5 protein-coding genes are annotated in these 2,542 nt (G+C 60.0%); all 5 read left to right on the forward strand.

The genetic code is table 11. The features are described from left to right. The first annotated feature begins 102 nt into the window (after positions 1 to 102). Positions 103 to 327 (forward strand): hypothetical protein, encoded by a 225-nt coding sequence (locus BM152_RS18655; protein ID WP_066598930.1) that lies wholly within the window; start codon positions 103 to 105, stop codon positions 325 to 327. 9 nt (positions 328 to 336) lie between these two features. Then, positions 337 to 567: a hypothetical protein gene (locus BM152_RS19475; RefSeq protein WP_066598932.1), complete on the forward strand. Its 231-nt coding sequence runs from the start codon at positions 337 to 339 to the stop codon at positions 565 to 567. A 6-nt stretch (positions 568 to 573) separates the two neighbouring features. Continuing rightward, the gene (locus BM152_RS19385; RefSeq protein WP_156444335.1) at positions 574 to 714 is read left to right on the forward strand and encodes a hypothetical protein; all 141 of its coding nucleotides are present in this window, start codon (positions 574 to 576) and stop codon (positions 712 to 714) included. A 343-nt stretch (positions 715 to 1,057) separates the two neighbouring features. Further along, complete coding sequence (locus tag BM152_RS19605) at positions 1,058 to 2,314, forward strand: DNA cytosine methyltransferase (protein ID WP_111481444.1); 1,257 nt, start codon at positions 1,058 to 1,060, stop codon at positions 2,312 to 2,314. After that, the coding region (locus BM152_RS18680; RefSeq protein WP_066598935.1) for a hypothetical protein at positions 2,311 to 2,542 on the forward strand (232 nt) is incomplete at its 3' end. The genes BM152_RS19605 and BM152_RS18680, both read left to right, overlap by 4 nt.

A 2,542-nucleotide genomic window follows, 5' to 3' on the forward strand; every position in this document is an offset into this window, starting at 1 on the left:
TCTGGACTCGATAGAGACCGCTCTTGGGCCGGATAGCCCGAACGGCGAGGCGATCATCGAGCTGCGCGACAAGTTCCGCGAGTCTGAGTAGGAGAATTGATCATGTGGTGGATATTTCGACCGGGGTTCCTGATCCCATGCATTGGCAAGCGCCGCCTTCCCGTCAACCGTGACGGATCACCGTTCGACGCTGGCCCGTTCGACCAGGAGTGCCGTGGGGCACCATTCATTGCCGAGGTATGGGCGTTCGAGTGGCTTACCTTCGGCTTCCCGATCTGGCCCCTGGCGAAGATCAAGGACGCAAGAACCGGCGAGCCGTTAAAGTAAGGCGCGCCCATGACGACCGGCTGGATATACCCGTATGGCTATGAATCCCCTGCGCCCGCTCCGGACGGCTTTCGCCTGGAAGTCGAGACGGACCTGTTCTTGGGTCTCTATGTCCGGTGGCGCTACGTTCGGGAGGAGAGCGAGCGCGTGGCTTACCCGGCTATTGATCCGCCCGCGCTCGGGTATCAGGGTATTGGCCCCGTTGCGTCTGCGCAAGTCAAAGGCGGGGATCCTGTATGAGTTGGTATGACGCAATGTTGCGAGACGCGCTGGGCGACTGTCGCGGCTGCGCTCTGTCCGATCCGAACGGGGCACCTCTCCCCGCGTGCCCGTATTGGCGAAAGCCCGGCCCGACCTCCGATCGGTGTGACCGGCGCGAAGCCGTGAAGGCGGAATAAACCCGCCGCGCTGGGCGACCGGAATGAAAACCGGCGAGTCATTCCGGTCCATTCCTGCGTTCCACTCCCCTACCTGAGCCAACTTGCATGCACCCGTTAATTTTGGAGTGCATAGCATGAAACGTTCATTTGCCGTTGCGGCGTCTTTCCCTTTCATCCCGCTTTTCGACTGCAAAGCGCTGGGCTGATCCATGCGGTTTCTGTCTGTCTGCAGCGGCATCGAGGCCGCGTCGGTGGCGTGGGGGCCGATGGGGTGGCGTCCGGCGGCTGTGTCGGAGATCGAGCCCTTTCCATGCCACGTCCTGGATCAACGGCAAGGGGCGTCTCGCCCCATGTTCATGCCGTCACCAGATGCATCCGGTTTGAAAGAAGAGGACCGCCGCGCCAGAGCGGCGGCAATCAAATCTGTTCAATCTCTACCCGTTCAATCGGAAGTCCCGAACCTCGGGGATATGACCCAATTCAAGGAGTGGCCTGATGTCGCAAATGTCTCTCTTCTCGTCGGAGGAACCCCATGTCAGTCCTTCAGTGTCGCAGGACTTAGAAAAGGACTGGACGATCCGCGTGGTAACCTCGCGCTCACCTATCTTGCCATTGCTGACCGATATCGGCCCAAGTGGGTGGTTTGGGAGAATGTGCCCGGCGTCCTGTCAAGCAGCGGAGGACGGGACTTTGGTTCCTTCCTCGGGGGCTTGGGGCAACTCGGGTATGGGTGGGCCTACCGAGTCCTTGACGCTCAATACGTCAGAGCACGCGGCTTCCCCTACGCTGTCCCGCAGCGGCGGCGTCGTGTGTTCGTTGTCGGATATCTTGGAGACTGGCGACGTGCCGCAGCGGTTCTATTTGACGCCCAAAGCATGCGCGGGGATCCTTCGCCGCGCCGAGAAGCGGGGCAAAGACTTGCCGGAAATGCTGCACAAGGCGTTGCTATCCGTGGTCGAGACGGCGGTGGAACCGCTGAGTTAAGCGGTCCGAGAAGCACTGCCATCCGCGCCTCTCAGGGGGGTGGTGACAATCCGCACGTTTGCGCGCCTGTTGCCGCCAGGATGGTCGCATTCGGAGAGTATGAGGTCGACGGCACATCATCCGCAATGAAGGCGCGGGACTATAAGGACGCGACCGATCTTGTCGCTTCACCTGTTGCAATCCCAATAAATACACAGATGGCTCTACGGGGCCAAGACACCAGCAATACTTCCAGAGAAGGAATCGGGGTTGGCGATATCGGGGATCCGTCTTTTACCCTTCAAGCGGCGCATTGCCATGCCGTTGCGTTCCAGCATCAAGCTGGTGGAGATCAATCAAGAATCGGGTTCGACCCATGCTCTGGCGTCACCTCCACATTGTCCGCAAACCAAACGCCTGCAGTCGTAGCAAAAGACAACTTGTGGCAAGTCCGCCGCCTGACTCCACGCGAATGCGAACGCCTGCAAGCCTTCCCTGACGATTACACGCGGATCAAGTGGCGCGGCAAGCCTGCGGATCAGTGTCCGGACGGCCCGCGATATAAGGCCCTTGGTAATTCCATGGCGACCAGCGTCATGGAGTGGATCGGTGAGCGCATTCAAATGGTGGAGGACTTGTCATGAGTCGTTCCCTTGACGTGAAGCCATCGACGCAGGCGCCGGAGAAGGTCGAGCAGATCAAAGCCGCGATCCGCGCCTGCAAAACGCCCGGCGAGGTGAGTGTCCTTGCCAAGCGTCACCGCGACTACATGGACGAGTTGGACGCCATCCCGTCCCTGCATGTCTTCGCTATCCAGATCAAAAATCTTGCGGCCCTGCGCCGCTCACAGTTGGAGAGATCAAATGTCCGAT

Origin of the sequence: Celeribacter halophilus, from assembly GCF_900114135.1 — a bacterium.
Classification (GTDB): Bacteria; Pseudomonadota; Alphaproteobacteria; order Rhodobacterales; family Rhodobacteraceae; genus Celeribacter; species Celeribacter halophilus.

Coding starts and splice junctions, on each gene's coding strand:
- BM152_RS18655 (WP_066598930.1), top strand. CDS start 103: ATGTGGTGGATATTTCGACCGGGGTTCCTGATCCCATGCATTGGCAAG.
- BM152_RS19475 (WP_066598932.1), top strand. CDS start 337: ATGACGACCGGCTGGATATACCCGTATGGCTATGAATCCCCTGCGCCC.
- BM152_RS19385 (WP_156444335.1), top strand. CDS start 574: ATGACGCAATGTTGCGAGACGCGCTGGGCGACTGTCGCGGCTGCGCTC.
- BM152_RS19605 (WP_111481444.1), top strand. CDS start 1,058: ATGTTCATGCCGTCACCAGATGCATCCGGTTTGAAAGAAGAGGACCGC.